This is a genomic window from Pseudanabaena sp. UWO311, from assembly GCF_006937785.1.
Taxonomy (GTDB): domain Bacteria; phylum Cyanobacteriota; class Cyanobacteriia; order Pseudanabaenales; family Pseudanabaenaceae; genus Pseudanabaena.
Window position 1 is genome coordinate 16,917 of sequence record NZ_SJEE01000005.1, and the last position, 23,444, is coordinate 40,360.

Below are 23,444 nucleotides of genomic sequence, written 5' to 3' on the forward strand. Positions count from 1 at the left end.
TCTATTTGGGTGAATTCGCTGAGCAAATGACTGGGAGTCGCCACACTGGAGCTGAAGGCGATGTTGCATAGGCTAACAGTTTTAAGTTCCCGTTACGATCTTTTTCCCAGCCTTGGGCTTCGATTTTGGGAATGGGTTGGATGGCGACTGGACGAGTGGACTGAGTGGTGACTAGATTCGTCTCAGTTTGAGATGTGGAATTTGATTGCGTCGAGGGTATTTCTGACAATCGCAAATCTCGCCAAATCGCCTGACTGGAAATCACTTGTGTGGCATCAGATGGAACGCCACCGCGCCCAGTCACAATAAATTCATTGTCTCGAAAGCGATCGCAAGCCGCCACGATTTGTGGTTTATTGCGATCGGCTAGGTCATTGTCAGCGATTAATTTATCAGAGGTGCGACCTGAGACAAGCCCATTAAATTGTGATCCTAAAGATGAAGATGCGGTGATGTCGCTGAGTGGGGTTAGTTGATCAACAAACTGAAAACCGATCACCACGCCTCGATCTGCGATAATCACCCGACCACCAAAATTATTGATCGAAGTAGCGGTAATATCGCTGTTTTCTGTAGGAATTGCTACCAGAAGGGCTGTATTAATCGTAATATTGCCACCTGTCGCAGTTCCAAAGGCATTAGCGGAAATCGTACTACCATTGCGTAAAAGGATGAGGTTTGAATTCAGGTTGATATTGCCGCGACTGCCACTCAACGAATCAACATTTATGCTTCCCTGATCAAGTAGAATTGATGGCGAGTTAATCGTGATGTTACCTACTGAGCCACTGCCAACATTGCTAGGGTCTGGGACTGTAAGTGAAGTATTAAAGTTGCTTGCACTGATAATCCCCCCATCGCGCACGATCAAGCGATCGCTATTAACTTGAATATTACCTCCATTTCCTGCACCAAAAGTGGCATTGGCAAATAAACCACTCCGATTATTGTCATTCTGTCCAGAGATATCGATTAGTTTGGAATTGATCGATAAGTTTCCCGCATTACCATTGTCTTGAGTATCAACTAAAATCTGTCCTCCATTCTTCAGTAAAATACTATCTGCTGTAATTCTTACATTTCCTCCATTACCAGTTCCCACTGATTCGCTGAAAATGGCTGACGGAAAGCGCGAATTACTCCCATCGAGAAAGATGCTTTTTGCGGTGATATCAATCGTACCCGCATTGCCAATCCCAACCGTACTAGCCGCCAAAACCGAACCGCCAGTCATTCGTAGATTATCTGTGGTAATTTTTAAGTTACCGCCATTACCCGTATCATATGCAAGTACGCCAATAAATATAGGAAAGAATGGATTGTTAATATTTTGCTTATTAATAATCAAGTCGATGTTTTTCGCGGTGATGTCGATGCTACCTGCATTGCCACTACTAGTGGACGCAGATGACAGCACTACATTTTCATTAATTAGTAGCTTGTCGGTGGTAATAATAATATTTCCACCCTTTCCTGAAGAATTTGAATCCGTACCTATACTGCTTGTTAGCGTATTAGAGTCTCTGTTTATTGCGAAGAGTTCTGTAGCGCGAACAAATACATCACCGCCATTGCCATTGCCAAAAGTAGAAGATTGCAGTTCCGAACCGCCTTCAAGGGTTACTTGTCTTCCCTGTACCTGAATATTGCCCCCACCGTTAAGCCCACTTGTATTCGCTACGGATTCTTGATCTAGTCGGATATTGCCAAGACTAGGCGCATTATCATAATTTAAACTCAAGCCATTACCCGTTTGCGCGATCGCCACATATCCATTACCAGCAATGCTACCGAGTTCGATGCGTCCACTTTCGGCGTATAAGTATGCTCCTTGCAGCGTTATATCCCCTCCAACCAGCGCCAAAGTCTTACCAGTCAGTACGCTTAATGGGCTACCTTGTGCTGCGATCGCGCCATTAGTTAGCCCATTAAACTGTAAGCCAACTGGAGCACTGACTAGCAATAGAGGTGAAGTGGTTTGTGTATTGGCATTGGCTCTAAATTCACTTCCATCTAGAAATTGCACACTATTTGCTGTAGTCGCCAAGAACGATCCGCCTATGATCAAACTAGCATTTTGTCCAAAAATAATCCCATTGGGATTAATCAAAAACAAGTTGGCAGTGTCATTGGCTCTAATTAAGCCATCAATACTAGAGATTGAATTCCCCGTTACACGAACTAGGATATTTTGGATGGCAGGAAGATTATCGAAAAAAGCTTCAGAGCCTGTAAGTAAAGAGAACTGACTAAAGCTATGAAATAAGTTGGTGTTTGCTGTAGTCCCTCCTGTAATTGTGAACAATGGATTGGTGTCAACAACAACTGAAGGGCTGGGTAATGTGGCATCTGGGGTGATTTGGGCAAAAGTATGCTGGGGAATACATAAGGCAGACATATTCGCCAACATAAAAGCTGCGATCGCATTTCTAAGACTATTCTGCCGTAAAATCTTCATGCTATCTTCAGCCGTAACTAACCAATTAATTTATCACATTACTTACTGGGCAAATGACTGGGAGTCGCCACACTGGAGCTGAAGGCGATGTTGCAGAAGCTAATAGTTTTAGGTTCCCATTGCCATCTTTTTCCCAACCTTGGGCTTCGATTTGGGGAATGGGTTGGATGGCGACTGGACGAGTGGACTGAGTGGTGACTAGATTAGTCTCAGTTTGAGATGTGGGATTTGATTGCGTCGAGGGTACTTCCGACAAGCGTAAATCTTTCCAAACTGCTTGGCTGGAGATTGTTTGGGTTGCATCTGTGGGAGCACCGCCACGTCCAGTAGAGATTAGCTCATTGCCACGAAAGCGATCGCAAGCCGCCACAATTTGTTTGTTGGTATCGGTTAAGTTATCAGGAAGTTTGACTAAACCTCGGCTGAGATCGTTGTCGGGCGATCGAATTTCCACAAGTCCATTAAATTGTGTACCTAAAGCCGAGGTTGCAGTAATGTCACTGAAGGGAGTTAAGCGATTCAACAATTGAAAACCAATTACGCCTTTAGCCGTGATAATCACTTGTCCACCGAAGCTATTCAAAGAGTTAGCAGTGATATCGCTATTTTCTAAGGGAACCGCCACCAAAAAGTCGGTGTTAATCCTAATGTTTCCACCTGTCGCATTACCTAATGCATTGGTGGAGATGCTGCTAGCATTCCGCAAAACGGTCAGTGTTGAGTTTAAGTTAATGTTGCCGCGAGAGCCACTCAACGAATCAATATTTATCCGTCCACCATTCAGCAGTATGGATGGCGAATTAATGGTAATGTTCCCCACCGAACCACTACCAGGGAAGGTTGTACTATTGCTACGAAAGTTACTTGCACTAATAATGCCACCATCACGTACAGTCACTCGATCGCTATTAACGACAATATCGCCTCCATTTCCTGTATCAAAAATTGCATTAGCAAATAAACCACTGCGCCCGTTCTCAACTTGTCCAGCAATATCAACTGATTTCGCGGTTACCACTAGGTTACCCGCATTGCCACTACTTCTAGTAGAAACAGAAATCTGTGCGCCATTGTTAATCGACAGATTGTCTGATTTGATTGTTAGTAATCCTCCATTGCCCGTTGAGCCGAAATCAGCTGCGGAGGTAATACTTGTTGGGGAGTCATTTGTACCGAACAGGATGATATTTTTCGCGGTAACCGTTAGATCACCAGCACTACCACTTCCAAAAGTACTAGTTGTGAGACTCGCCCCATTCAAGATTTGCAGGTTGTCCGTAGTAACAGTTATTTTCCCGCTATTACCTGTCACTGGTATATCTAGAACTTGCGAAAATATTCCACTTCCATAAAAATCTGAATTAGACCTACCCTTTAATAAAATTTCACTAGCATTAACTGTGATCTCGCCCGCATTTCCAGAACCATATGTACTAGCAGAAATTTGAGCTCCTTCTGTTAATTCTAATCTGTTTGTGGCGATCGTGATGTTACTGCCTTTTCCTGAAGAAACTGATGAAGTATCTGTAAATATGCCACTAGGAAATGGAGTGTTGGATTCTCCCCTTGCTGAGAGAAATTCAGTAGCTCGGACAAATATCTCTCCTCCATTGCCATTTAACAAGGATGAAGATCGCAGAACTGAGCCATCACTCAGACTTACTTGTTTGCCTTGCACCTGAATACTACCTCCACCGTTATCCCCACTAGTATCTGCTGAGGCAGCTTGCTCTAGTCGAATATTGCCAAGATTAGGAACCTGATCGTAATTTAAGATCAAATTATTAGCTGTTTGCGCGATCGCCACAAATCCATTACCCGCAACGCTACCAAGTTCGATACGTCCACTATCTGCGGTCAAGTTCGCCCCTTGCAAAGTTACATCACCACCGACCAGCGCTAAAGTCCGACTACCAATTACACCACCGCCCACATTTAAAGATGGATTGTTAGGACTAAAAATCTCAAAAGGGATGAACTCTAAGCCGTTCCCATTACCCTGTGCAACTATTGCACCATTAGTTGTACCGTTGAACTGCAATCCAACTGGAGTACTCACTAACAATAGCGGTGAGGTTGTTTGCGTATTTGCATTGGCTCTAAATTCACTCCCATCTAGAAATCTAACGCTATTAGCTGTAGTCGCTAAAAATGAGCCTCCTATTAGCAACCTCGCATTTTGCCCAAAAACAATTCCACTAGGATTAATCAAAAACAAGTTGGCATTGCCAATGGCACTAATTACTCCATCAATGCTAGAGATATTACCGCCAGTTACCCGAACTAGAATATTTTGGATAGCGGGGGAATTAGCGAAATCTGCTCTCTCACCATTAATTAAGGAAAACTGGCTAAAACTATGAAACAAATTAGTATTTGCTGTTGTCCCTCCCGTAATTGTGAAAGTTGGTCCTCCACCAACAATAGAATTAGTTGGTAACGTAGTGTCGGGCGTAATTTGTGCAAATGCAAGTTCAGGGATGCATATTACAGAAAAATTTGCCAAGGCAAAGCGCAAGATCGCTATATTCTCAAGAAAGTTTTGTCGCAGAATCATCATATTAATAAAACCTTTATTACGTAACACAAGCAATTTATTATTCTGGTACTTCTATATCAATTTAAATTTAATTTACTGCAACGAATTAAACCATTAGCTTTTAATATTATTGCTATATGTTTTATAGCGGCTATAGTTTGTTTTGAAGAAACATCCCCTAAGGATCGCTGTATTGCTGGAAAATTAGTTTTGTAATCACTGGCAAAACTTATATGTGAGGAGATATATCTAGATGCAGTTACTGTGGAGACACATTTTTTTTTGCGGTCTGATCGCTATATTTGGTTGTTTGTTAGAAGATGATTCTATTCTAGCTCAATCTACTATACCGTCAAATCTAGTTCCATCTGTGCCCTTCAGACCAGAAGAATCTCCACGACTACTTCCTCCTGTTGAACAACTATTAACACCAAGAAATCCTCAAATTGAACCAAATCGAGAAATACCCGACTCAACCACTACTTTTGTTGTGCAGGAGTTTCGGGTAATTGGTAGTACTGTTTTCTCGGCAGAGGAATTAGCTGCTGCTGTCAAATCTTTTACTAATCGTCCCATTAGTTTTGCGGAATTATTGCAAGCAAGGGCGGCGATCGCTGATTTATATATTCGTAGCGGATATATCACATCAGGTGCTTTTATCCCTCCACAAGAGACGAATAATGGCAGTATCACAATTCAAGTCGTTGAAGGTAAGCTCGAAGAAATTCAGATCACAGGGACAAATCGCGTTAACCCTAACTATATTCGCTCTCGCCTAGAGATAGCGACGGGCGCTCCTCTAAACCGCGATCGCTTGCTCAATGCTTTGCAATTATTGCAGCTCGATCCTTTATTCACGTTTGTTTCTTCAGAACTCAAAACTGGCTCACAACTAGGAACAAGTATCTTAGCGGTTAAGGTTGATGAGGCAAATTCCTTTAATGTCAGAGCAAGCATTGATAATTATGCGTCTCCCAGTGTTGGGCAGTTATCGCGACAAGTTGAAATAAGCGATCGCAATTTACTGGGCTTAGGCGATCGCATTATCGCCACCTATGGCAATACCGATGGTCGAAATCAGTATAATCTCGGCTATACATTGCCAGTTAATGCCTATAACGGGACTTTGAGCTTTCTTTTTAGCAATACCAACAGCAATGTGGTCGAATCCGAATTCAAAATTCTGGATATTTATTCCAACTCTACAAATTACGAATTAACTTTTCGCCAACCACTCATCCAAACTCCTGCCCAAGAATTTGCGCTCGGTTTGACCGCATCTCATAGCGACAGCTTTACAACCTTGCTCAAGTTGCCAATTCCCCTCTCCGCAGGTTCAGACGATTTCGGTAAAACTAAGCTCTCAGCTTTACGTTTTTTTCAAGACTATACACAACGTAGTAACGAGGATGTGATTGCCTTGCGATCGCAGATTAGTCTGGGGCTAGGTGGTTTTCTAAATTCTACGGTTAATCTCAAATCACCAGATAGCAGTTTTGTCGCTTGGCGTGGGCAATTGCAATACATTCGAGCTTTAGCCGAAGACACCTTGCTAATTGTGAGTGGCGGACTCCAGTTTGCCGATCGCCCTTTGCCAGCCGCAGAAAAATTTAGTCTAGGAGGTTCCCAAACTGGTCGAGGTTATCGACAAGATGTTCTAGTTGGTGATAGTGGAATGAATGTTTCCTTAGAAGCAAGATTTCCGATTGCGCGTGTTCCAGAATTGCAAGGACTGTTGCAACTTGTCCCTTTTATTGATTTAGGAAGTGTATGGAATAATGATGGTTCTGCTTCTACTAGCAACTGGATACTAGGAACAGGATTAGGGCTGCGTTGGCAGATGGGCGATCGGCTTACAGCTAAATTAGATTACGGATTACCCCTGATTTCCATAAGGAATAATCGTCAAGACAATAACATCTATTTTTCACTGTCATATAAACTATTTTAATTTCAGTTTAGAAAGGTTTCTTACAGCAATTACCGATCATACGAACCGTAAAGAAAAAGGTTAAAAGTTTTGCTTTGCAAAACTTTCAACCTTTTTCTTGTTTTGAATTTGAGCGCAAAGCACTGTAAATAGCTAAGCTTAGAAATACTGAAGATACAGCAGTTAAGATTCCCGACTTTTTATTTGCAATCATAGATTAGTTCCGCTAGTCACAAAAAGCAGGGGATTTGAGGGAAAATTATCCTACGAGAACCAGTCATCAATAACCAACCACCATCCACACAAAATATCGTCTTTGCGACAGGTTCTACCAGCAATCGTTTGTGTAGAAGTTTCGGACATTTGAGCGGGCTGTAATTCTAAATTAGCAGAAATATTTTTAGGCTGGGAAACTGCAAAAGCAACAGTACTAAAGGTAATTAGAGTAGATGCAGCGATCGCAGAAGCCGAAAAAGCAGAAGAAAATTTCATAATTAAATTCTATAATTTTACGATTTAATTTCAATAAACCTAGTTTGGAATCAAATTAAAAATGATTTTGAGTCTTCCCCACTAGCTGGATCACAAAATGGCTGGAGAAATCAATCCTAATCCCTAATTTTTTGATATCTTTGCAAACAATTAGGATGTAGAAACTAATTGTCTGGGATAATTAGATGGGGGGATGTATAGCCTACCACCATCCACAGATAGGGTCACGAGGAGGGCATCTTCTGCCACTCGTTTCGTCCGACTCTTCATCTTCCTCTTCACCTTGACCTACTTCAATTTCACCAGCAAGCTTTTGAGTAGAAAGATTAGATATTTGAAGAGGCTGTAACAGCGAATTTGCAGAGCTATTTTGAGGCTGAGAGATTGCAAATGCCGCTGTACTGAAAGTGATAAGAGTAGATGCAGAGATCGCGGAAATACAAAATACAGAAGAAATTTTCATAATGAACCCCAAGACTTTTATGATTTGATAGCAAGAAACCTAATTTAGAATCAATTTAGTAATTATTTTGATTCTCCCCCCGTCCCGACACATATCTAGAAAACCCCACTTCAATCTCTATTTCTCTAATAAATATAGAAAGTAGTAGAACTCAGAAACTTATTGTATAAATTGACTAGAGAATTACTATATTCTGTTCAAATAGTTAATGTCTATACTAAAAAGTTATAAGAAAGTTATTAATAATCGCCAAATCAGAATATTAAAATAAAATAGCCCGAAATGCTTCTAAACAATCAGAACTATACTAATTTTAATTGTCTAAATCTACTTTTTTGTCGTCAAGAATAGCTCATGGGAAATCCTAATCTTACACAGCTTAAAATAAAGATTATTGATTTTTACTGGAAAATTACAAGATTTTTTCTGTTGGCAATAAAGCTTCTCATCTATGCATTGCTTCGCAATTATTTAGTATTTTTTCAGCATGAGCAATCAAACATTTTGAGTCATTAATCAATCCCTGAGGAGAGTATGTGGCTTTACGGTTACTCATTAGTTTTTTAGCTTCAGCTATCAAGTACTTTGATTCATACATTAATGCTTGATGCGATGGTGATTGTATAATCGGCTGATAACTTTCATGCTGTGAATGAGGTAATCCCTCGCTAATAGAGCGATCCATAACCTGTTTAGAAATATCAATATTTGTGTTTGGGCTAGCTTCTGCTTTGTCGTAATTCATTATATTTATCTAATTTTTTAAGTAGTGTTACAGTTTTAGGACTTACGCAGTAGCCCTGCAATAAATTGCAGGCTGAAAGCTTAAACCCGTTGAAACGTGTTGATTAGAGGGATTCTTTTAGTCTGCTAAAGTTAAGAACCAATCTAACGCACAGCCCACAAAGAAGATGCATCGCCTAACCACCAAGGAGTTAGTGAGTCACCTAATAATTGCGAACTATCAGAAATAGAAGATGTTTGAGATTTATTGCTACCAAGAACAACGTTCGACTTGGTTAGCTCAGCACCAAACTCAAGCCCTTGGCTGGTTTGTTGTTGATCCAAGATTGAGAATCCATTATTCTGGAAATTTAGAAAAGACTGAGCAGATCCAAAATTGATAAACTGAGAAGCAGCAGATACATCCAACTCAATGGAATCTTCGCCAACCAACATTGCACCTTCAGCTTTACCCGTTAGAGCATCGATATCATCGCTATTTGACCAGTCAGTAGTAGCATAGCTATCAAAAAGCTGCAATAACTCGATATCAGCACCCTCAACGGAGTCGAAAATCGCTTCTTCTCCGAAAGCACCTTTAATTCCTTGCCACCAGCCACCTGTGCGGGCAAAATATTCTTGCCACCAGCCACCAGTACGAGCATAAAGCTCTTGCCACCAACTACCTCTGCGGGCTTCAAGTAATGGATTAGCGATCGCTTGAGGCATATAGATGTCAGAGTTGTCAAACATCAAAGCCATGGCACTGTTGATATCTTGCGTGGTCTTTTGACCAGCAATCTGCTTAGCTTCTATTTCTAGCTGGGCAAAATTAATGGTTTTATTGATACCACCTGTGGCAATGTCCCAACCGATCGCATCAAAAGCAATCAAATCTAAACCTGTAATTGCGGCGGTCTGACCACGCTGAATTTCTGCGTCCATGATTCCACCAGACTGCCAATGACTTGCTTGAAAGCCATTGCCACCTCTGGTCTTATCCACGCCATTATCAAAGCTACCAACAAAGGTCGCACCATTAGTCCCAAGTCCAAAGTATTGATTGCCACCAACACTTAAATCTATGTTTGTTTTGCTTCCAACCCTACTTTTATTGGAATAGCGGAAAAGGTCTAGAGGCGATGCTTCATTAACACGCTCATTTAGCCCGAAATTATATTCTAAACTACTTAAATCACCAGCACCAACCCATGGGCGATCGATACTGCTCTGAAAGCCTAAAACATGACCAATTTCATGAACGGCTACACCAATAAAATCTACTGACTTAGCAGGAACTGTGTTCTGACGGTTGAAGTTATAACTCCAACTCGTATTCGTCCCAGTCAGATCGCGCATGACAATGTAACCGTCAAGGACATTACTGGCTTTAGTATCTATTCCTCTTCCTACTGACCCCACTGATTTGGCGTTAGCACTGTTGATACTCAGTTGCCATCCCATCTGTTGTGAATTGACAAGTTGATTAGAAACAATAGCGTCATATCTCGCTTCAAATGTACTGCGATTAAAAGTCTGTGTGCGAACTACTGATTGATCGGTAGTGGTGGGATCAGCATCATTTTTAAGGGCATTAGCATAGGTACTAAACCAATAATCGTTAGAACGAGCAATAGCCCCAGCGATGGTATTGCCAGCAAAGTCTTTTTGGACATCAACAGCAATATTGATGGTCACATTGTCGGTCAAATATGAAGACCATATTTTGCCAGCCATCTCAAATGCAGCCATCTGAATCTGGGATACGCCTTGTGCGTAACTAAAATTAAATTGCATTACTTTCCTGCCCCAAAAATTCGTAAGTTGGATCCCCCCCCCAACATCAATCTCTTGAAAACAATGGACACACAAAAAAATATATAAATTAACTGAATTAATAGCTAACTGAGTTAATTTCATTAATACGATAACGCGGACATAGATCTGTTGTCACTACCAAAAAGTTATTAGAAAGTTATTAGAAAGTTATAAATATTCCTGAACCCACAAAGAGGGTTGAGATGGTTGCTGCACAAACATCTCAACCCTCTTTGTGGGTTTGCCTTAAGTAAAAATATCATTGCTATGTAAGTAGCTAGGCATAATTAATTGCGAAGCAAAACCCTTAAAATTGCGCTGCTGTGGTGCATAACTTTAAGGGTTTTGGTAATTTATTTTACACAACTACTTAGGATCAGAAATTTAATAATATCCAAATTGTTTCGACGGGCTTCGCCCGTCGAAACAATTTGGATATTATTAACTGCACAATTTATTTATTTTTCATGCCTTAGCAGTGAATAAGGTAGCTAGAACAAATCAAAGCCCAAAAGATAAAGTGGTGGTACTTTGTGCCCCACTTTATCTTTTGGGTAAGCAAAACTTACATCGCCATAGCCCAGAATTTTGGAGCTATAGCAATGTAAGACATTTATTGGTAATCTTGCGTTAACTTAAAGCAACATAAGTTCAGCAGAATCTCTAGAAATATTGATCGCATTGATCGCAAAGTCGCGTTACCTAATCATTTTTATGGATGCTTTTAATCCAATACCCCCAGAATGGGTCGAAAAGGCTACACATGCCACTGGGTTTTGCTGTCCTAAATGTGGACAGCCCCCAAGCAAGGCTAATGCTGTGTGGGTTAATCGCCGATCGCCTGTTTATACTGAAAATCATCAACGTAAGTGGCAAGAGTTTTATCACTGTGAGTGCCAATCGGTATGGTGGGCTTGGAGCAACGATCGCCCACCATCAGAATTTAGCGATCGCGCCATTCGGAACATCTATGGCGATGATCTAATCTGAGAAAATGAAATCGCAATTTGTTTTAGTTATAGCTTTATTCTTTATTGCAGGAGCCTATGCCAGTTTTTTGCCAGACTGGACAGGCTTTTATGTGGTTTTGGGCAGTGGTTTTAGCTTGTCATTAGCGGTTCCTGCCGTTTGGCGTTTAGGTCCAAAACGTTGGGTTTATCTACTAGCAACGTTAATTGCTGTTTTTGCTTGCTTTTATGTCAAAATTCGCACGCCTCAGCCACAAGTTGAAGATATTTCTAAATATGCACCGTTGTCCAATGCGATCGTGCGGGGACAGGTAATTGAAGCACCTAGCTTGACTCGCAGCGATCGGGCTAAGTTCTTATTAGAGGTAAAAGAGATCAATACCTCTGGAAAATTAAATCTGAAAGATCTTACTCAACCGCCTACGACTAATCCGAGCAATCCCAGCAATACTGAAGCTAAGCCCGATGAATCTAATAAATTTGTCGCGGCTTCAGGCAAATTATATGTAACCGTGCCATTGATTGAGGTGACAGGTTTACGCTCAGGACAAGCAGTTGAGCTTTCAGGACGATTGTATTTGCCAAATCGCGCCGATAATTTTGGAGCCTTTGATTTTAAATCCTATTTAGCGCGTCAGGGTGTATTTGCGGGCATGAGTGGGCGATCGCTAATAGAAAAAGGTGATGCGCCTAGCTTTGGTGAATGGTGGTTTGTGAGTCGGATCGTTCGCACCCATGTGATGGGAGCTGGCGTACCAGAGGGTTCATTGCTTAGCTCGTTGGTTTTGGGTAGTCGGGCGGTAGATTTGCCAAGCGATCTAAAGGATGCTTTTATTCAGGCGGGATTGGCGGCAGTACTTGCCGCTTCAGGGTTTCAGGTGACATTGGTATTAGGTGCTGCGATCGCCTTGAGTCGGCATAAATCACTAAAGCTGCAATTTGTGATTGGGAGCCTTTGTTTAGGCGGATATTTGCTGCTGACAGGTGCGAGCCCATCGATTTTACGAGCCGTAGTTATGGGTTTTGGTAGTTTGATTGGTTTAGTGGTGCAACGCCGTAGCCGCCCCATTATTGGTCTAATCGTTACCGCCGTTTTGTTATTACTATATCAACCACTCTGGATTTGGGACTTAGGATTTCAGTTCAGTTTTCTTGCTACGTTCGGTCTACTCACCACTTCGAGATCAATTTCCGAACGCTTAGAATGGCTACCACCAACGATCGCTGAATTACTATCTGTACCGATCGCAGCTTACATCTGGACATTGCCCTTACAGCTATTGGTATTTGGGAAGCTTTCCCCCTATAGCTTAGTTGCTAATATTTTTACTACGCCATTAGTTTCGATATCAACCTATGGCGGCATTGTTAGCGGGCTTTTAGGAATTATTTTTGTGCCAATTGGCGCAGCGATCGCTTGGCTACTCTATCCCTTGCTGCATTGGACGATTGACCTCGCGCAATGGGTTAATACTTTGCCTAATGCTAGTACTAGCGTCGGCGCAATTAATCTCTGGCAAATGCTAATTGCCTATGGTTTGTTTATGGCGATTTGGTTAGTGCCTTGGTTTGGCAAAATGCAGCGTTGGATGATCGCCTTTGTTTTAGCTTGCGTAGTTTTGTTTGTCCCCAATGCGATCGCTCAAGCAAATGTCTTTCAAGTAACATTGCCAGCCTTTAATGATGTCCCAATCATGCTGATCAAAAATCAAAATCAAACGGTACTAATCAATAGCGGCGATCAACAATTTACCAGTTTTACATTGCAACCATTTTTACAAAAGCTCGGAGTTAATCGCATTGATTGGGCAATATCCACAGATACGCAGCCTGATGTCAGCGACGGTTGGAATACTCTGATATCTGGCCCAGTAGAGATCTCTCAGTTTCGGGATATCAGTCTCGGTGTCACTCCAAAACCTTATCAAAATCTCCAACAAGCTCTCGCTAATGCAAAAACTCCTCTAGCTTCGCTCAAGGTTGGCGAAACCTTGACGATTAATAATCAAGTAGATATTCAACTACTCAATCAATCCCCTGATGTTTTAAAGATCAAAACTGGTGAACTTACTTGGTTGTTACTGCCTAATGCCGATCCTAAATCTCAACAAGCTATCTCTACCAAAAAAGATCTACTTCCTAAACTATCTGCGAATATACTCTGGTGGACAGGTGGGCAAATAGAACCTGCGGTTTTGCAAGCGATCAATCCTAAAGTTGCGATCGCTTCTGCAACTAGCGTTGTGGAAGCCATGGTCAACCAACTTTATGAAGCTAAAATCAGAGTATTTTATACAGGTCGCGACGGTGCAATTCAGTGGACACCTGACAAAGACTTTCATACCCTCCGCGATCAACAAGACACGCGATCGCCTATCTAAATTAACGCAAAAAACTCGCTGCGCGAGTTTTTTGGGTATACCGATCAATTTGCAATCAGATTAAATCTAATCGTCAATTTCGCCATATTCATATAAAGTTTCAAAGCCTAATTTATCCAAGCAACGATCTGATGGCCATGGTCTCATAATTGCTCCACAACAACTATCTCGATAAAGTCTTTCTAGCGGTAAGGTCTTCAAAAGAGACTGCCCACCACAAACTCGAATAGCTAAGCGACATAACTCATTAGAGTTTTCCATGATTGTGTAGTTGGCAGCATATATCCTTAATCTTTTATCTTTACTTGGATTAAATTGAGTCTCGTTAATTACTGTGTGAAATAAAGCTTTAGTTTGCTCTAACTTAATAAACATTTCTGCAACAACAAATTGTTTTATTTTGTCTTTTCTACGTTTAATTGGAGGTATTCCTTCTACTTCTCCACGGAGATATTTAACCGTGAAATCATAAGCTGCTTGGGCAATCCCCATATAAGTAGAAGCTAATGTAAAAAATATATATGGATAGTACTGAGTAAGTTTGAAGTAAATATTATTTGGTAATAGCTGAGCATCGTCATTGACGAATACATCCTTAAAAATCAAGGTTCGAGAAACAGTACCTCGCATTCCAAGAGGATCCCATTTACCTGTTACTTCCACACCTTTAGCATCAGCAGGAATAGCTAAATAAATAGCATCTTCGACAGATGCCATATTCTTTTGCTCAGTACAAACAACCCCATAGTAATTAGCAACACCAGAAAGAGATGCAAAGATTTTTGTTCCGTTAACGATCCATCCACCATCAACTTTTTTGGCACTTGTTTGATAGGACTTACCCATAGAGACTCCTGCACCTGCCTCAGAAATAGGTTGAGAATAGATGGCTTTTTCTCTCACTATTCTTGAGAAATGCTTTACTTGATAAAGCTCACATTCTTCTCTTTGTGCTTCTGTCATTGGGAGTTCTTTGCTCAACACTAACCATAAAGTTGAGCAAATGTGCATGTTATACGTAAGAGCTGTAGCACCACAATAACGAGCTATTTCAGACGATATTAAGCAATAAGTAGCAAAATCAGCACCAATTCCTCCGTACTCTTGGGGAATACATAAAGCCAAAAATCCATGCTCTCTTAAATCTTGATAATTTTCGTGAGGAAAAGAGGCTTGCTCATCATACAAATGTGCGCGAGGAGCAAAATTCTTAATACCCAATTGTCTGATTGTTTCAATCAAGTATTTTTGCTTACTTGTCAAATCTTCAAAGTCCAATTTTTATATTCCAATAAATTAGATAGAGGGTGTTGCAATGGAATTTTGGTCTTACTCAGTCTGATTGACGGAGATATCGACAAGTATCGTATTTGCAGATTAAATTGATATTGCTGGAATTTTAACGCAAATATGATTTTATTTCAATATTTAAGAATAAATTGACTTAGATTATTCTATAAGTTAAATGAAATTGCATCAATAAACTTAATCGGGAATAAATGAAAGCATTACTTAGTAAAGTTTTGGCACTGGACAGTTAAGGCGTGATCAACGTATTTGTGTTTTTTTTGCCGTCATGCAATGGGCGTTTCAACACTTATCTCCGATTAGCTGACCAATGCCTATTCGCATAAATGTACAATTATGATGCAACATCCAAATTGTCTAAAGTAAGGTTATGGCTACAAAGACTTCCTCTCTAGTTTTGGTTATGACATTAGCAATCTTTGGTCTGATGATGCCACCAGATTCCCAAAATATGATTGGGGTAGCACAGACAACCAAAAACACTGAGACAGAAGCAGAAAAGCTCATCGAATTAGGACATCAGCAAATTGACAAAAGTCAATATCGCGAAGCTTCTCAGTCATTTCAAAAAGCATTAGATATCTATCAAGTTATAAATGATCGAGAGGGGGTAGCCTTTGCATTGATCGGTCTAGGTAGAAACCATAATAGTTTTGGACAATATCAAAAAGCAATTAGTTCTTACCAGCAAGCTTTAGGAATTGCCAAAGAAACTAGCGATCGCACTATTGAAGCAACTTCTTTAAATGGATTGGGAGAAGCTTACGATAATCTTGGACAATATCAGAAATCAATAGACTTCCACCAACAATCCCTGACTATCTTTAAGCAGATTGGCTATCGCGTTGGAGAAGCAGATGCGCTCAATGGACTTGCTGATGTCCATGAAAGCGTAGGGCTGTACCAAAAAGCACTTGGTTTCTACGAGCAGTCTCTAGTGATCAGAAGGCAAATTGGCGATCGCGTTGGAGAAGCATATTCGCTGAATGGATTGGGATATGTTTATGACAGTTTAGAGCAGTATGCAAAATCAATTGAATTGAATGAGCAATCTCTGGTAATCAGAAAACAAATCGGTGATCTTAAGGGGCAGGGAAATTCGTTCTACACTCTAGGCAGCACTTACAGCAGTTTAGAGCAATATCAAAAAGCCATAGGTTTCTACGAACAGTCTTTAGAAATCTTCAAAAAAATAGGCGATCTCAATGGGGTAGTATATGCTCTCAACGGTTTGGGCTATGCCCATGGTAGCCTCGAAAAATATGCAGAATCCATAGATTTCTTGCAGCAATCTTTGTCTATATCTAAACAAATTGGCGATCGCTACAGCGAAGGATATTCGCTTGAACATTTGGGTCTTGCCTTTAGCAATCTTAAGCAAACTGAACTGGCAATTCTCTTTTATAAGCAGGCTGTCAACATTCATGAATCAATTCGTAAAGACATTCGCCAATTACCGAAGGAAGTGCAAAAGTCCTATCTAGCCACTGTCGAAGGTAGCTATCGTCAACTTGCTGACTTACTTCTCAAACAAGATCGAATTTTTGAAGCTCAGCAGGTTTTAGATCTGCTCAAAGTCCAAGAACTCAGCGATTATCTTCGCACAGTGCGCGGTAATGATGAAACTGAAAAAGGCTTAAGCCTCCAAACTCCTGAACAGACTATCATTGCTTTAGCGATCGAACTCAATAACCTCCAACAAAAAGATCGCGACAACAAGTTATCGGCTTCAGAAAAACAACGTCTTAGCCAACTCGTCCAATCAGAACAAAATCAAAAGAAGCAATTTAATGCTTTTTTGAATAATCCTGAAGTTCAAAAACTGATTGAAGAACTGCGCCGTAATGAAAAACAAACCATCGATCCTGTAAATCTCCAAGCTCTGCGCAAAGATATTCTTACCCAGAGTCCTAACGCAGTGATGCTCTATCCTCTTGTTCTTGCAGATCGTCTTGAATTAATCTTGATTACTGCAAAAACTCCGCCAATCCGCCACACTATTAAACTAAAGCGAGAAGAACTGAATAAAGAAATTATTGACTTTATAACTGGATTGCGAGATGCAAGCTCCGATGATGTGAAAGAGCCTGCACAAAAATTCTATACATGGTTAATCAAACCCTTTGAGAGCGAGTTAGAACAACTCAAAATTGATACGATCATCTATGCCCCTGATTCAAAACTGCGCTATATTCCTTTGTCTGCTCTTTATGATGGCAAAAAATGGCTGGCTGAAAAATATCGTACTAACAGTATTACGGCTCAATCACTTACCAAATTTAATCCAAAACCGATCGCAAAGCCACGGATTTTAGCTGGAGCTTTTGGTGGTAAGAGTGATGTTCAGCGAGCAGGATTTAATGGATTGCCTGCAACTTTAGTAGAAGTCCAAAAAATCTCTGATCGCTTTGCGGATACCACAAGCTTACTCGAATCTGATTTCACCAAAAACATTACTGAATCCAAAGCAAACTCTTATTCAATTCTGCATTTAGCTACTCATGGTCATCTCTCGGTCGGTAAGCCTGAAGAATCATTTATTCTATTTGGCAATGGCGATAAGGCAACAATTAGTGATATTCGCGACTGGAAATTAAATAATGTCGATCTGGTGGTTTTGAGTGCTTGTCAATCAGGGCTAGGGGCTAAGCTAGGCAGTGGCGTAGAGATTCTCGGTTTGGGATATCAGATGCAAGCAGCAGGGGCAAGAGTAGCGATCGCTTCTTTGTGGAAAGTCGATGACAATGGTACACAAGCACTGATGACAAATTTTTATAGTGAGTTACAAAAGGGAGATGTCCCTATTGCGGAAGCATTACGTCGAGCGCAAGTTTCTCTAATTCAATCAAAGAATTTTAACCATCCCTATTATTGGTCGGCATTTTTTGCGATCGGGAATGGACTGTAGTTACATTTTTTGTAACGATCACTTATTTTTCGGAATATAGCTTTATGTTGTCTGGTATTGATCTCAATTTTCTGATGTAAATGTGAGGATTTTCAAGATGAATAAGGCTATTGGAATTGCGATGTTGACTTTTTTGGCTTGTGGACAAGTGCAAATAATGATGAGTGAAAGTGTCCAAGCGCAACCAACCCAAGCACGCCAAAATGAAGGAGATCTTCTATTTAGTCAAGGCAATCAGCAATTTCAACTTAGCCAGTTTGATGCGGCTTTTCAGTCATGGCAGCAAGCATTGACCATCTATCGGGAAATCCAATCTCGTCCGAGAGAGCAAGCAGCTTTAGGAAATCTGGGTCTCGCCTACCTTGCACTTGGGAAATACGAAAAAGCGATCGAGTACCAATTGCAAAGCGTCGAACTTGCCAAAGTGATGGGAGATCGTCAAGGTATGGCAAATTCCTTTGGCAATCTGGGAAATGCGTACCTTTCGTTGGGTAAATCAGAAAAAGCTGCTGAGTACTTTGTGCAATGCTTAGCGATCGCCAGAGAACTTAAAGATCGACAGATCGAGGGTGCAACTCTAGGAAATTTGGGTATCGTTTACCAAAATCTTGGTCAATATGACAAGGCGATTGAGAACCAGTTGCTAGCTTTAGAGATTACTAGAGCAATCAAAGATCGCCTTGGAGAAGGAAAAGCGCTGGGGAATTTGGGAGCAGCGTACTATGCGCTCGGCAAATATGACAAGACAATTGACTATCAACAGCAAACCTTAGCGATCGCAAGGGAAGTCAAAAATCGTCTAAGTGAGGCACAGGCATTGGGTAATCTGGGTGCTGCTAGCAATGCATTAGGCAAATATGACCAAGCAATTGAGTACTATCAGCAATACTTAGCGATTACCAGAGAAATCAAAGATCGGCGCGGTGAGGGAGTAGCCCTGGGAAATCTAGGTGTTACCTACAAAAATCTTGGTAAATATGACCAAGCCATTGAGTACCAAATGCAATATTTAGCGATCGCGCGAGAAATTAAAGATCGACAGGGTGAAGGAGAGGTACTCGGAAATTTGGGGATCACTTACGTTTCTCTTGGCAGGTATGACAAAGCAATTGATTACCAAATCCAAAGCTTAGAAATCAAGCGAGAAATCAAAGATCGGCGTGGTGAGGGAGCATCGCTTGCAAATCTGGGTATTGCTTACCGCAACCTTGGAAACTACGGCAAAGCAATTGAGTACCAACTCCAAAGTTTAGCGATCGCTAGAGAAATCAAAGACAGACTCAGTGAAGGAGCAGCACTAGGAAATTTAGGAGCTCCTTACTACGAACTCGGCAAATATGACAAAGCGATTGAGTACAACCTGGAATATTTAGCGATCGCAAGGGAAATCAAAGATCGCAGTGGTGAAATGTATGGGCAGCATACTCTAGGGTATGCCTACAATGCTCTCAAGCGTAGTCAAGAAGCGATGAATTCTTTTCAGCAAGCATTAATAATCTCCAAAGAGATTGGCGATCGCAGTCTCGAAGGTCATGCTCTCGGAAGCATTGGATTAGTATTTTCTGAATCAAAGCAAACTGAACTTGCAATTCTTTATTACAAACAGTCAATCAATGTGCGCGAAGCGATCCGCAAGGATATTCGTAAGCTGAATAAGGAAGATCAAAGATCCTATTTAGGAACTATTTCTAGCAGCTACAAAAAGCTGGCTGGCTTATTGCTCAATCAGGGGCGAGTCATGGAAGCTCTCCAAGTCCTTGATCTCCTCAAAGTCCAAGAACTCGAAGACTATCTCAAAAACGTCAAAGGTAGCGATAGAACTACGCAAGGTGTGAGGATTTTAGAACCAGAGAAAGCAATTAGCTCTCAGCTAGTCTCGATTAGTAATGAAAAAGGTTCTGAACTTAATCGGAACCTTGCGGGTCAGATCCAACAACTTCCCAAAGCAGAAATCAACAAAGTCCCTGACTACCTCAAGCAAATTCCTCAGGGAACAATATTACTCTATCCATTGATTTTAGGTGATCAACTAGAAATAATTTTCTTCTCTCCCAACACTCTTCCCATCAGTCGCACTGTCAAGATCTCCAAAACTAAGCTCGAATCATTGATCACTGAATATAGAGCAGGACTACTTGATGCTGGCTCTGAGGATGTCAAAGATGCTTCTAAAGCTCTCTATGATGTTTTGATTAAACCGATTGAAAGTGAACTGATTGCAGCCAAAGCCGAAACTATTCTTTATGCTCCTGATGGTATCTTGCGTTATGTTCCTCTTACCGCGCTCTATGATGGCAAACAATGGCTTGCTGAAAAATATAAAGTTAGTAACCTGATCGCCTACAGTCTCTCCGACTTTTCTCCAAAACCAAAAATTCAACCAAATATACTCGCGGGAGCCTTTGGAGGTAGCACAGGTACGAAAAAGTTTGGACAAAGTGCATTGCCTGCAACACTTACGGAAGTTCAAGTGATCGCAAAATCTTTCCCAAATTCAGTAACTCTCACCGAAGATGGTTTTAGTCGTAAAGCGATCGAGTCCAAATTCAAAAACCACAACATTCTCCATCTTGCTACCCATGCTGAGTTTAATACTGGCTCTCCTGACAACTCCTTCATCATCTTCGGCAATGGCGACAAAATCCGTCTTGGTGAGATCGCTGATTGGCAGATACCAAATATCGATTTGATTATCCTGAGTGCTTGTCAGACTGGAGTTGGCAAGCTTGGCGATGGTGTAGAAATATTAGGTTTTGGTTATCAAGTTCAAAAAGCAGGTGCAAAAAATGCGATCGCTTCTCTCTGGTCTGTCAATGATGAAGGTACTCAAGCCCTAATGGAAGCTTTTTATCGCGAACTCAAAAAAGGCGATGTCACTTCCACTGAAGCTTTACATAGGGCGCAAGTTGCTCTGATCAAATCTCCAAAATATAACCATCCTAATTATTGGTCAGCTTTCTTTGCGATCGGTAATGGGCTTTGATACTGTAAGACAATCGCATGGCTAAACGACAATTGCGATAAAATCAATATATTTATTACCTTGTAAATACAGCATGACCGCGATCGCCCCCATTCACAACACCGCATCAGCCGCAACAAAGCCCTTTGATTGGCAAGCGATCGCAAATGATTTTATCGCCATTGTTGGCGATCGTTTTGTAGTGCGTACCCGCGAAGAATTAATCACCTACGAATGCGATGGGCTCACTAGCTACAAGCAACAACCTGCGATCGTCGTACTGCCTCTTACCACCGAAGAGGTTTCGGCTGTGGTGAAAGTATGCAATCGCTATAAGGTCGCCTTTGTGGCGCGTGGTTCGGGAACAGGTTTATCGGGCGGCGCTTTGCCATTGCCTGACTCAGTGCTGATCGTGACATCGCGCATGAAAAAGATTTTGGAAGTTGATTTTGATAATCAGCGCGTAGTTGTGCAGCCTGGAGTAATCAATAACTGGGTCACCCAAGCTGTCAGCGGTGCAGGATTTTACTACGCGCCCGATCCTTCGAGTCAGATCATCTGCTCTATTGGTGGCAATGTTGCGGAAAACTCAGGGGGTGTCCATTGCCTGAAATATGGAGTTACTACCAATCACGTTCTTGGTGCAAAGATCGTTCTCCCCGATGGCTCCATCAAAGATATCGGCGGCAAAATTCCAGAAAACCCAGGGTATGACCTTACAGGAATTTTTGTTGGCTCTGAGGGGACTCTTGGTATTGCCACTGAAGTTACACTGAAGATTCTTAAATCTGCGGAATCCATTCATGTACTCTTAGCTGATTTCACGACCGTAGAAGCGGCAGGATCGACTGTTTCTGATGTGATCAGTGCAGGCATCATCCCTGGGGGAATGGAAATCATGGATAACATGAGCATCAACGCTGTCGAAGATACTGTGGCAACGAATTGCTATCCTCGTGATGCGGCTTCGATTCTACTAATTGAAATAGATGGGTTAGAAATAGAAGTTGCAGAAAGTGCCAAACGAGTTGAAGAAATTTGTTATAAAAATGGGGCGCGGAATGTGACCACAGCAACTGATCCAGAGCAACGTCTCAGGCTATGGAAAGGAAGAAAGGCAGCTTTTGCTGCCATGGGTCGCCTTAGCCCTGATTACTATGTGCAGGATGGGGTGATTCCGCGTACTAAGCTGACCTATGTGTTACAGGAGATTGAGAAGCTTAGCGAAAAATATGGCTATCATGTTGCCAATGTATTTCATGCTGGTGATGGTAATCTACATCCGTTGATTCTATATAACAATGCTGAGGCTGGTGCTTTGGAAGTTGTAGAGGAATTGGGCGGCGAAATCCTTAAGCTCTGTGTGCATGTTGGTGGCAGCATTTCAGGTGAGCATGGCATTGGCGCTGATAAGAAGTGCTATATGCCTGAGATGTTTAGCGAATCAGATTTGGAGACGATGCGATGGGTGCGTGATGTTTTCGATCCGCAAGGGATTGCGAATCCAACTAAGATTTTGCCGACTCCGCGCACTTGTGGTGAAGGGGCTAAGCCTACTCATAGCGACGCTAAGTTTAAGTTAGTAGAGCGTTTTTAGAGCGGTTTTACATTTTGATAATTAGGCTTTTGGCGATCGCTTTGTTTTAGCTGCCTTTGGTGGTTGAGCTTTTTTTGCTGAAAGTTTTTGGAGCTTTTGGACTTGTTTGAGGGTTAGCCCTGTAAATTGGGCGACTAATTCTAGGGAAATATTGGAACGCAACATGTTTTGGGCAATTTTGTTAGATGCTTTAGCTTCACCTTTAGCCTCGCCTCTAGCCTCGCCTTCGGCTATACCCTCAATCTTGCCTTCAAGCAAGATTTCTTGATAAATTACTGACTCTTTCATGATTTCGCTCCTTAAAAGTCTTTGGATGATTTCTTTATTCAGGGCTATACCCGATATTATAGCGGTGGATGCGGCTACGTTGCTTTGTATTTGTTTATCGGTAATTTGCTCAATTTGCTTGGCAACTTGTCTTAAGGTTTCTTCGGGGTTGTTTGTTTGTGAGAGGGTGGCAAAGGGTAATAGTCCTTGGTATTGCTGAAATATTTCCGTGGGCTGCTCCCAAAGTCTGATCACGTTAAATTGATGGCTTAGTCCGCTAAGGTTAAATTTGGTTTCGTAAACAAGTGGCGATGCGCTGGGTGTGAGGTAAATCACGACTTGATAGATTTCCATGTTTGGAAACTGACGATGCAGCCGCAGCAGATAATCGGTCATGCGGAAGGGGATATTTTTGTTTGGGTCAGTCTGAAATTCAATATGGAGGATGATTTTTAATGATTTTAGAAATATAACTGAATCAGCCCGAATTGGTTCTACTGAGAGTTCGGATGGTTCGAGTTTGGTGAAGGCGATCGCTTCCCCTAGCAGCCAACTGGCGAAGTCTGTGGGGAAGTTTTCGGCTAAGAATTTACAGATGTTGTCGATCATTGCGGAATTTTATCATTCTCA

The 23,444-nt window shown here is 41.5% G+C and carries 14 protein-coding genes; 6 read left to right on the forward strand and 8 right to left on the reverse strand.

The features are described from left to right. Position 1: 1 nt before the first annotated feature. Positions 2–2,458: a filamentous hemagglutinin N-terminal domain-containing protein gene (locus PseudUWO311_RS05945; RefSeq protein WP_142654293.1), complete on the reverse strand. Its 2,457-nt coding sequence runs from the start codon at positions 2,456–2,458 to the stop codon at positions 2–4. A 25-nt stretch (positions 2,459–2,483) separates the two neighbouring features. Beyond that, the gene (locus PseudUWO311_RS05950) at positions 2,484–5,045 is read right to left on the reverse strand and encodes a filamentous hemagglutinin N-terminal domain-containing protein (protein WP_190303412.1); all 2,562 of its coding nucleotides are present in this window, start codon (positions 5,043–5,045) and stop codon (positions 2,484–2,486) included. A gap of 205 nt (positions 5,046–5,250) precedes the next feature. Here PseudUWO311_RS05950 and PseudUWO311_RS05955 point away from each other — a divergent pair, with 205 nt between their 5' ends. After that, positions 5,251–6,948 carry a ShlB/FhaC/HecB family hemolysin secretion/activation protein gene (locus tag PseudUWO311_RS05955; protein WP_142654295.1) on the forward strand — a complete coding sequence of 566 codons (1,698 nt, stop codon included), beginning with the start codon at positions 5,251–5,253 and terminating at the stop codon, positions 6,946–6,948. A 243-nt stretch (positions 6,949–7,191) separates the two neighbouring features. On the opposite strand, the gene PseudUWO311_RS05960 is transcribed toward PseudUWO311_RS05955, so the two are convergent. The 4 genes from PseudUWO311_RS05960 to PseudUWO311_RS05975 all read right to left on the reverse strand — a co-directional run bounded on the left by PseudUWO311_RS05960 (position 7,192) and on the right by PseudUWO311_RS05975 (position 10,402). Then, positions 7,192–7,419: a hypothetical protein gene (locus tag PseudUWO311_RS05960; RefSeq protein WP_142654296.1), complete on the reverse strand. Its 228-nt coding sequence runs from the start codon at positions 7,417–7,419 to the stop codon at positions 7,192–7,194. A 202-nt stretch (positions 7,420–7,621) separates the two neighbouring features. After that, complete coding sequence (locus PseudUWO311_RS05965) at positions 7,622–7,882, reverse strand: hypothetical protein (RefSeq protein WP_142654297.1); 261 nt, start codon at positions 7,880–7,882, stop codon at positions 7,622–7,624. A gap of 445 nt (positions 7,883–8,327) precedes the next feature. After that, positions 8,328–8,627, reverse strand: a complete 300-nt coding sequence (locus PseudUWO311_RS05970) for a hypothetical protein (RefSeq protein ID WP_142654298.1) — start codon at positions 8,625–8,627, stop codon at positions 8,328–8,330. A 143-nt stretch (positions 8,628–8,770) separates the two neighbouring features. Next, on the reverse strand, positions 8,771–10,402 hold the full coding sequence (locus PseudUWO311_RS05975) for an NF038122 family metalloprotease (RefSeq protein WP_142654299.1): 1,632 nt from the start codon (positions 10,400–10,402) through the stop codon (positions 8,771–8,773). Between the two features lie 735 nt (positions 10,403–11,137). Between PseudUWO311_RS05975 and PseudUWO311_RS05980 the strand changes: the two genes are divergently transcribed. Continuing rightward, positions 11,138–11,413, forward strand: a complete 276-nt coding sequence (locus tag PseudUWO311_RS05980; RefSeq protein WP_142654300.1) for a hypothetical protein — start codon at positions 11,138–11,140, stop codon at positions 11,411–11,413. Between the two features lie 4 nt (positions 11,414–11,417). Beyond that, on the forward strand, positions 11,418–13,772 hold the full coding sequence (locus PseudUWO311_RS05985) for a ComEC/Rec2 family competence protein (protein WP_142654301.1): 2,355 nt from the start codon (positions 11,418–11,420) through the stop codon (positions 13,770–13,772). A gap of 66 nt (positions 13,773–13,838) precedes the next feature. On the opposite strand, the gene PseudUWO311_RS05990 is transcribed toward PseudUWO311_RS05985, so the two are convergent. Further along, positions 13,839–15,050, reverse strand: a complete 1,212-nt coding sequence (locus tag PseudUWO311_RS05990; RefSeq protein ID WP_142654302.1) for an acyl-CoA dehydrogenase family protein — start codon at positions 15,048–15,050, stop codon at positions 13,839–13,841. A gap of 400 nt (positions 15,051–15,450) precedes the next feature. On the opposite strand from PseudUWO311_RS05990, the gene PseudUWO311_RS05995 reads away from it, so the two are divergent. From PseudUWO311_RS05995 to glcD, 3 genes are all read left to right on the forward strand, one after another. Then, the gene (locus PseudUWO311_RS05995; RefSeq protein ID WP_142654303.1) at positions 15,451–17,988 is read left to right on the forward strand and encodes a CHAT domain-containing protein; all 2,538 of its coding nucleotides are present in this window, start codon (positions 15,451–15,453) and stop codon (positions 17,986–17,988) included. Between the two features lie 97 nt (positions 17,989–18,085). Beyond that, positions 18,086–20,971: a tetratricopeptide repeat protein gene (locus PseudUWO311_RS06000; RefSeq protein WP_142654304.1), complete on the forward strand. Its 2,886-nt coding sequence runs from the start codon at positions 18,086–18,088 to the stop codon at positions 20,969–20,971. Between the two features lie 73 nt (positions 20,972–21,044). Then, entirely contained in the window at positions 21,045–22,547 is a 1,503-nt protein-coding gene (gene glcD / locus PseudUWO311_RS06005) for a glycolate oxidase subunit GlcD (RefSeq protein ID WP_142654305.1), read from the forward strand. Positions 22,548–22,568: 21 nt separating this feature from the next. Here glcD and PseudUWO311_RS06010 read toward each other — a convergent pair whose 3' ends face one another. Beyond that, positions 22,569–23,423, reverse strand: a complete 855-nt coding sequence (locus tag PseudUWO311_RS06010) for an Rpn family recombination-promoting nuclease/putative transposase (RefSeq protein ID WP_142654306.1) — start codon at positions 23,421–23,423, stop codon at positions 22,569–22,571. Between the last annotated feature and the right edge of the window lie 21 nt (positions 23,424–23,444).

What these genes read in the sequence shown, in the direction of transcription:
- PseudUWO311_RS05985 (WP_142654301.1), top strand. Translation starts at nt 11,418, where the DNA reads ATGAAATCGCAATTTGTTTTAGTTATAGCTTTATTCTTTATTGCAGGA.
- PseudUWO311_RS05995 (WP_142654303.1), top strand. Translation starts at nt 15,451, where the DNA reads ATGGCTACAAAGACTTCCTCTCTAGTTTTGGTTATGACATTAGCAATC.
- glcD (WP_142654305.1), top strand. Translation starts at nt 21,045, where the DNA reads ATGACCGCGATCGCCCCCATTCACAACACCGCATCAGCCGCAACAAAG.
- PseudUWO311_RS06010 (WP_142654306.1), bottom strand. Translation starts at nt 23,423, where the DNA reads ATGATCGACAACATCTGTAAATTCTTAGCCGAAAACTTCCCCACAGAC.
- PseudUWO311_RS05970 (WP_142654298.1), bottom strand. Translation starts at nt 8,627, where the DNA reads ATGAATTACGACAAAGCAGAAGCTAGCCCAAACACAAATATTGATATT.
- PseudUWO311_RS05960 (WP_142654296.1), bottom strand. Translation starts at nt 7,419, where the DNA reads ATGAAATTTTCTTCTGCTTTTTCGGCTTCTGCGATCGCTGCATCTACT.
- PseudUWO311_RS05980 (WP_142654300.1), top strand. Translation starts at nt 11,138, where the DNA reads ATGGATGCTTTTAATCCAATACCCCCAGAATGGGTCGAAAAGGCTACA.
- PseudUWO311_RS05955 (WP_142654295.1), top strand. Translation starts at nt 5,251, where the DNA reads ATGCAGTTACTGTGGAGACACATTTTTTTTTGCGGTCTGATCGCTATA.
- PseudUWO311_RS05945 (WP_142654293.1), bottom strand. Translation starts at nt 2,458, where the DNA reads ATGAAGATTTTACGGCAGAATAGTCTTAGAAATGCGATCGCAGCTTTT.
- PseudUWO311_RS06000 (WP_142654304.1), top strand. Translation starts at nt 18,086, where the DNA reads ATGAATAAGGCTATTGGAATTGCGATGTTGACTTTTTTGGCTTGTGGA.
- PseudUWO311_RS05965 (WP_142654297.1), bottom strand. Translation starts at nt 7,882, where the DNA reads ATGAAAATTTCTTCTGTATTTTGTATTTCCGCGATCTCTGCATCTACT.
- PseudUWO311_RS05975 (WP_142654299.1), bottom strand. Translation starts at nt 10,402, where the DNA reads ATGCAATTTAATTTTAGTTACGCACAAGGCGTATCCCAGATTCAGATG.